Origin of the sequence: Shewanella sairae (assembly GCF_023283535.1) — a bacterium.
Lineage (GTDB): Bacteria > Pseudomonadota > Gammaproteobacteria > Enterobacterales > Shewanellaceae > Shewanella > Shewanella sairae.
Genome location: NZ_JAKILT010000104.1, coordinates 1 through 6,734, shown reverse-complemented (window position 1 = coordinate 6,734; position 6,734 = coordinate 1). Strand labels below are relative to the sequence as shown.

Below are 6,734 nucleotides of genomic sequence, written 5' to 3'. Positions count from 1 at the left end.
TTTTCCTGTTTAGCTTTTGCGGCTAATGCAGCGTAAGCGGCTGGAGAAAGCATTAACTGAATGGGTATGCCTTTAGACATTGGGCTACTCTTAACTAAGTAACTTAGCGTTACGTTTATTAGGGGCGATCCTTTGGATAACCCTGCTGCATGTGTGTGAATTTTATGCTGGCGAGTTGGGTTTGTAAGGTAAATTTTTACTTAGTAAAGCCACTCTTTATTGAATGAAGTTTGATAGTTAGTTTCTTTGTTCATAATTAACGGAGGTGGAACGTTAAACTGGGTTTTCTATGCGTGAGAGTTTTGGTGAAAGATTAAGAATACTGAGAGTGAGAGATGGGTTATCTCAGAGGGAGTTGGCTAAGGCTATGAATGTATCGCCTATGGCAGTGTCACAGTGGGAAACAAATACTTCTGAACCTAAAATGACGAATTTACGATTACTATCAACTTTTTTCGGTGTAAGTATTGAGTGGCTTAGTTCTGGACAATCTGCGCCTGTAGTGTGTTCTTCAAATACAGGAACTGTAAAAGTCCCTTTTTATAATACTACAGAGGGTGAAAGTGAGCGTTTTGCTTATATAAACGTTGATTTGTTAGGGGTGAATACAGATGATATTAAATCTTTAGCTTGTATTAGAATTGAGGGTGATAGCATGGAACCCTTGATACAGGACGAGTCAATCGTAGTTCTAAATACTTCAGACACTCACGTTAGAGATGGGCGGGCTTATGCTTTTAGTGTCAGAGGTAATATACGGGTAAAAGTATTAACATACTCCACCTTGGGAATGTGTGTTAAAAGTGTAAATTCGTTTTATAATGATGAAATGTTAACAACGAATGACTTCCATAAACATGCTAAGGTTATAGGTAGAGTGATAGGCGTAGTATCTAGGTTGTAAAGTAATTCTTTGTTTGAAATGTTTGATTGTATCAGATATTATTATCTTAGATTTGAAGCAAGAGTGCATTACATAGCGCACTACTACATAGTTTTTTATGTAGTGTATTTTTCAAATTTAGAATGTGTCAAACTGTCAATTTGACTATATAGCATTTGCAAAAAAACCGAATCCCTATCAGTGTTCGGTTTTTTTGTGCCTGAAATTTAGAGCCATTAAATTGATCTTGCATAGATCGTTTTGATCGATTACCTTAGCTATTCAAATATTTGGAGTGACATTCAAATATACTAAATCTGATAGAGTCTAATAATGAAAATCCAACAGCGCTATAGCTGCATATTGCAGCATCAATCCCTTTGTAGATCTAGATACATTCAATATGACATGCCGATCCTTTCGCGATCTAGTATGCCTATTGTGAGTGTGTCTAATGCAACACGCTAACCTAGAGACACTCTTTTCAACCATTGAGTGTGATGAGCATTGTTCTGAACTTCCTCCGTTGTCATCTTATGATGATACGGATGCTTTTGACAGTGAAATACCAGACGGACAAGCTTACACTGTCGTTGATGAAACTAAACGCCTTAAAAAAGCACGCAAAGCTGAACGTGACAAAGTTAATGCTGAAATTTTAGAAACGGCTGATCGAGTTCATAAAAGCGGTAAGGCTGTTGGATTTCAAGCTAAAGTTGCATCATTCAATGGATTCAAGAGTGCAAGACTTCCCGATTACGTTAAAACATTATTGAGGCAAGCAAAGGTACTGCCTCATAGAGAAGAATTTCTTGAGCATAGTGACGGCTTATACCGTGGAACATTGCAAGAACGCTCTAAGATCATTCTAAGTTTGATGCTTTCCGCATTTGTGGTTAATTGTAATGTTGCTAATGGCATGATCGTTGTTGCTACTCGTAAAGGCGGTAAGAACCTTACCCATGATGCGCTGAGAATGGAAGTGGCGCTTAGGCATGGTGTTTATATTGCCGAATCAACCTGGTATTTTTATATCAATAAATTAGTCCAATGTGGTTATCTGCAAAGCGATACTGTGGCTATTTATGAAGATGGCCACGCAGCTATGTTTCATGCAGAAGCAAGTTACAAGGTTCTATCTAAAGGGTTGTTAGATATGCTCGGCGCTTCCCGTTTGTCCGTTCGTAACGGAGCAGCAAAGCATGAAGCCGATTTGAAAGCGAAAGGTAAATCCTTTAAGCAAAAGGCACGTTACCCTAATTCACGTTACCGTATGGACGGAACGCTTCGTAAGAACATGAAAGTGGTTGAGCCATGCCAACGCTTGCTCGAACTGATCACTTCTCATCATGTACGTGAAACTTACCACGTACCACCTAATTAGCGCTAAAGCAGTTTATCAAAATGACCTATAACGGCTTACCTGCCGAGTTTTGTCGTGTCTGAGCGCGGTATATCGCTTCTAAATGAACAGAAAGAGGTTGCTTCATTATCTCTACATTGGGTATTCCTCATGGTTTTTGGTTGGCACGCTGTCTATTTAAAGATATTGATGTTTTTTTTCGGAAGAAGTTAAAGTACAAATCAAGACGGCAAAGTTAGTTGTGATCTTTAGGCTTAAAATCTTTTTCTTTTCAGGGTTACAAGCTTTTAAAAAATGAAAGATAAAAAGATCTTTAAAGACCACAAACAAAAATGAAATGTCCATTTCCTAGCTAAAGCTAGGGGACATCATTTAAAAGCAGCGCTGAAAGGATATTTTGTCTAACCGACCGTTAGGCTTCATTTGTTTCTGTACAACGGGTTTGTCTGCGACGCTTGTCGCTACGCGACTGTCTGGCAGAAAGAAAAGGCAAAATCGAAGCAAGCCTGTGTTGATAGTGTAACAATTTCAAGAGTGATTATTGAATAGAATGGTTTCACCATTCTTTAAAGAAAAAGCATTAACGGGAATGATAATACAAGTGATAAACTTCATGCGGGTGCTCTTGGCTATTTGGCAAGAGCATAGTTTTGTAACGGCCAAATAGACGAAAGCCCCAAAGTTAAAATCCATTAACAATGAGGCAATCTGATGTATCAAGCAATACAAATAGTAGCCTCTTTTACTTTAAGGGGCAAGATATGCCGAAAAGAAAAACAACTACTTTGAGTCTAGCTATCGTGTGTTTCACTCTGTTAGCTGCACTGGCACTTATTAGAGATGATTTGTGTAAAGTGGAGTACCGTAACGGTACGATGTTTCTTAACGTTATTCTTGCCTACGAAGTAAGAGGCTAACGAACATAGGGGCGGTTCCGAACCGTCCCTATTTTTGGATTGTGACGTTACTTACCAAGAGCGCCCAACTTTTTATTAAGTTTAGTGTACATGGGTTGCGAACATTACTTAAATAATGTTTTTAACATGTATTTGCTCTCCTCCTATTTTAAAATATATTTTGAATATTTGCGAGTTAACGTGAAAATGCCCCCAACTAGGTCAGTTCGAGCCGTTAACCCGTTGATTAGGGGTATGAAGTCCAGCGGAACGAAAACGTACGCTAACAAAAAACAAGTATGTCATTTAAGTTATGGCAGAGCCAGTAATGACACATAAGTTATGTCATAGGATGGTTTTGGTGTGTTTTTTACCAGTGATCGTAGAGTCTACCTAAACTTCACACTGTCCTAATATATTGATTTAATGCTTAACGTACAAAACAGTACCGTTGGGGTTCTGCCGCATGCCCCCTATTTGACACACCATTATTTGTTACGTATTTCCATAATCAAATCTGGCGCATCCCCCCAGTTTATTTGCTTGAAATGCCCCATGCACGAAGCTGCATGAGCAACAGTATATGAGCTAGCACCAGTAACCACCCCATCGTAGAACCAGATTACATTAAACGTGCTTTTCCCGAAGCTAGTACCTGTTGTGCAATACTGGAATGCTTCATTTTTATCTTGAAATTGACGATCGTCTGGAGTTCCCATTTTCACTATGACTGATGCTTTAGTATCACCATTATTTATATTAAAAAACTCACTATTTACACTGGCGCAAGCAGACAAATAAATAACTAAAACAAATGCTAATATTTTTTTCATATTATTAATAAACCTCTTTCCTATGCCCTATTTTACACCCTTTATCATCAGTTTAGCATTCTTAACTCGCAAATATTCCTATAATCTCCCAACGAGGGGTTCTACGCCGGAACCGCCGTTTTTTCCTAAACCAGTAAAATCAGTGTCCGATAGACCATCGTCTAGCGTACAGTTCACGGTAAGGAATTTGGAAGTTTTCAGTAGTCAGCGAACTCCCCAACTTACCGGTTAGTCTCTCTCTAAATACCAACAAACACTTATACTTAATAACTGATTGCAGTTTATTCACTCAAATCGCCAAATTTCAGGCAAACCTACCCCACTAGGCCTCTACACGTTTTAATTTTGCCAACCTTCTTAATCCTAAAACCAACGTATATAACGACACTCCTGATTCAAATCGGCTAAACATCATACGACCTCCGCACAAAATACATTCGTAGGGATCTACTTTAACGTAACTCTTTAACATCGCCGCATAACTCGGGGTCACGACCTCTTTCACCGTCTGTTTTAGTTTTTCATATAAAATTGGCAGTAAGAGCCCTCGTAATCGGTTAGATAGAAAACCGTAATTCCGCACCATCTTAAAATACTTCTCAGGGACGTGACTCAATATCCGCGCAATTAACTCCATCTGTGACAGTTCTAGCTCTTTTGCTCGGTTGCTTCTATGGTCGTGATATCCCATCGTCACTGACTCTCCGGCGTAATGCCTAAGCCGACTCCCTGCTATGGGCGGTTTCTTTAGGTAACGACCTAAGTAATTGGCCGTATGCGCCTTATGTGTCGTTGTTTTCGCGATGTTTACCTGCCAGGTCTTTAGGTATTCCTTATCAAGAGCCCGGTTCCATTCTTTTTCATTGGAGACTCGTGTACTTAATTTTTCTGGCAGGGTTAACTCATTGAAGTGGTTTCGCAGTAAGCTTGTAACACCATACCGCCACAAGCTTTTTAATGCTTTAAATGGATAGTGAAAGGGTATCAACTCCCCATCCGTAGTGAGTCCTATCGCTGACACCGATAAGTGAATATGGCAATTGAAGTTCAGTTGACGACCATAGGTGTGCAAAGCGCTAAATATCCCTATTGTCAGCTTTTTTAGTCGTGCAAATGACAGTAGACCTTCACTGGCAATGCTAAATAATTTACCCAACAGTGCTCGGTTTAGCTTAAACACTTCCCAAAAGGTATCGGGCATCGTAAACGTGATATGGCGCCAAGCGCAGTCTGGTAACACTTCCATCTGAATCGCTATCCAGCGTTCTGTTGCCTTTTGACCACACGTCTGACAAAGCTTGCTCTTACAACTCGCCTTTATGACTATGCTGTGCTGGCAATGACTATTTTCACAATGATAGTGCATCCCACCCAGCATAGTGGTGCCACACGCTAACATCTTCGCTGTCGCTTCAAGCTCTATCGCCCTAAACTCATGACCAGACTCAACCATACGATTAAACGCATTATTTTTGGTAAACAGGGCCTTTAATGGACGAGTGCGCATGACGCAAATCTAAAAATTGTTGTACAATAGTTGTCAATAAAACGGTCACATTATATTGATAATATTGCCGCTGCTTATGGTGAAAATTTAGAGTTTTGGATAGGCTGTCCTTGCAAAGATAAGCCTACTCAAGGAAATGGAACGCATATAGCATTTAATGCACCAAATAAGGACGCAGTAGATATATTCTATGTAACAGCATTGGAATTGGGTGGTTTATGTGAAGGTAAACCAGGTTTGCGGCCTGAGTACGGAGCAAACTATTACGCAGCGTTTGTGCGAGATCTTGATGGTAATAAAATTGATGCAGTATCAATAGGTTAGATCGTTTACAGCTTTGTAATTACTTGGCAGCCAAATTTAAATGAATTTTTGGTTTGGTTGCTTAATTAATAATTTTCATTACCAAATACTTCTTTTCCCCTCCTGCACATGAAATGAAATTAAGTCTATTCCAGTGAAAAATCAACTTTAAATCCTTAGCGTAGGATAATTTACTAATTCCCTGTCTACCCCTCATACCAATCCAGTATTTCGGTGGTTGTAGAACCACCATCACAATGCTCACATCGACCTCTGCGAGGAATGATTTCAATGATCGTTTCTTTGCCAAACATAGGCAAATGTCGCAATCGTAATTTACGGCCCAAACCGTGGGTTTTAGTTGGCTCACCACATTGACGACAGAGGATGTATTTTCGTGTACTTTCAACTGTTATAGTGATCTCCCGAGCCGATAAATTAGTGCGGACATCAAGCACTTTTACTTCAGACAACCCTAATGGTTCCGCTGTAATATGGAGTGAACCAGAGGGAGTACCGAACATGAATAATACCTTTTTTGAGCAATGATAGAGTGAGACTGAAGTTTACAGAGATTAGTCATTCCACGCAAAGACGCGTAGAGCCAATATTTCGACAGTTTGGGAGCATTTTAAATGAATATTAATAGTCTGAAAAAACTATATAAACTTAACAAAGGTATGGATATAACCTTGTTGGAAGAGATTAACAATAAATGTAAGTTTAACATTCCTCTGCCTTATTTGGAGTTTCTCCAAATATCTAACGGATTATACACTGGTGATGAGTTAGTTCTCCTAGAAATCGAAGATATTGAAGCAAGAAATGATGACTATGAGGTTCAAGTTTATCTTCCTGGTTTGTAGTGGCATAGTGAATTTGGACACCAAGATGTAAGGGGTATAATCCCCATCTAAACACAAGGTGAACAAATGACCCGTAAATCAAA

At 39.4% G+C, this 6,734-nt stretch carries 8 protein-coding genes; 5 read left to right on the top strand and 3 right to left on the bottom strand.

Annotated features, from left to right (window positions below; all coding sequences use genetic code 11):
- The first annotated feature begins 289 nt into the window (after positions 1 to 289).
- The 3 genes from L2748_RS22685 to L2748_RS22675 all read left to right on the top strand — a co-directional run bounded on the left by L2748_RS22685 (position 290) and on the right by L2748_RS22675 (position 3,163).
- Positions 290 to 904 (top strand): XRE family transcriptional regulator, encoded by a 615-nt coding sequence (locus tag L2748_RS22685; protein ID WP_220783327.1) that lies wholly within the window; start codon positions 290 to 292, stop codon positions 902 to 904.
- A gap of 433 nt (positions 905 to 1,337) precedes the next feature.
- On the top strand, positions 1,338 to 2,267 hold the full coding sequence (locus L2748_RS22680; RefSeq protein ID WP_220783328.1) for a hypothetical protein: 930 nt from the start codon (positions 1,338 to 1,340) through the stop codon (positions 2,265 to 2,267).
- 740 nt (positions 2,268 to 3,007) lie between these two features.
- Positions 3,008 to 3,163, top strand: a complete 156-nt coding sequence (locus L2748_RS22675; RefSeq protein ID WP_220783329.1) for a Hok/Gef family protein — start codon at positions 3,008 to 3,010, stop codon at positions 3,161 to 3,163.
- A 467-nt stretch (positions 3,164 to 3,630) separates the two neighbouring features.
- Here the strand turns inward: L2748_RS22675 and L2748_RS22670 are convergent, their stop codons facing one another.
- Positions 3,631 to 3,975, bottom strand: coding sequence for a hypothetical protein (locus tag L2748_RS22670; RefSeq protein WP_220783330.1), 345 nt, complete (start codon positions 3,973 to 3,975; stop codon positions 3,631 to 3,633).
- A gap of 322 nt (positions 3,976 to 4,297) precedes the next feature.
- Positions 4,298 to 5,482, bottom strand: a complete 1,185-nt coding sequence (locus tag L2748_RS22665) for an IS91 family transposase (protein ID WP_220783331.1) — start codon at positions 5,480 to 5,482, stop codon at positions 4,298 to 4,300.
- Positions 5,483 to 5,512: 30 nt separating this feature from the next.
- On the opposite strand from L2748_RS22665, the gene L2748_RS22660 reads away from it, so the two are divergent.
- A complete protein-coding gene (locus L2748_RS22660; RefSeq protein WP_220783332.1) occupies positions 5,513 to 5,806 on the top strand; it encodes a VOC family protein in 294 nt (97 codons plus the stop codon).
- Between the two features lie 185 nt (positions 5,807 to 5,991).
- Here the strand turns inward: L2748_RS22660 and L2748_RS22655 are convergent, their stop codons facing one another.
- Positions 5,992 to 6,309 (bottom strand): transposase family protein, encoded by a 318-nt coding sequence (locus tag L2748_RS22655; protein WP_220783333.1) that lies wholly within the window; start codon positions 6,307 to 6,309, stop codon positions 5,992 to 5,994.
- A 111-nt stretch (positions 6,310 to 6,420) separates the two neighbouring features.
- Between L2748_RS22655 and L2748_RS22650 the strand changes: the two genes are divergently transcribed.
- Positions 6,421 to 6,651 carry a hypothetical protein gene (locus L2748_RS22650; RefSeq protein WP_220783334.1) on the top strand — a complete coding sequence of 77 codons (231 nt, stop codon included), beginning with the start codon at positions 6,421 to 6,423 and terminating at the stop codon, positions 6,649 to 6,651.
- The last annotated feature ends 83 nt before the right edge of the window (positions 6,652 to 6,734 follow it).

Bases quoted from the DNA above. Each gene is read 5' to 3' on its own strand.
- L2748_RS22685 (WP_220783327.1), top strand. From the start codon at position 290: ATGCGTGAGAGTTTTGGTGAAAGATTAAGAATACTGAGAGTGAGAGAT.
- L2748_RS22680 (WP_220783328.1), top strand. From the start codon at position 1,338: ATGCAACACGCTAACCTAGAGACACTCTTTTCAACCATTGAGTGTGAT.
- L2748_RS22675 (WP_220783329.1), top strand. From the start codon at position 3,008: ATGCCGAAAAGAAAAACAACTACTTTGAGTCTAGCTATCGTGTGTTTC.
- L2748_RS22670 (WP_220783330.1), bottom strand. From the start codon at position 3,975: ATGAAAAAAATATTAGCATTTGTTTTAGTTATTTATTTGTCTGCTTGC.
- L2748_RS22665 (WP_220783331.1), bottom strand. From the start codon at position 5,482: ATGCGCACTCGTCCATTAAAGGCCCTGTTTACCAAAAATAATGCGTTT.
- L2748_RS22655 (WP_220783333.1), bottom strand. From the start codon at position 6,309: ATGTTCGGTACTCCCTCTGGTTCACTCCATATTACAGCGGAACCATTA.
- L2748_RS22650 (WP_220783334.1), top strand. From the start codon at position 6,421: ATGAATATTAATAGTCTGAAAAAACTATATAAACTTAACAAAGGTATG.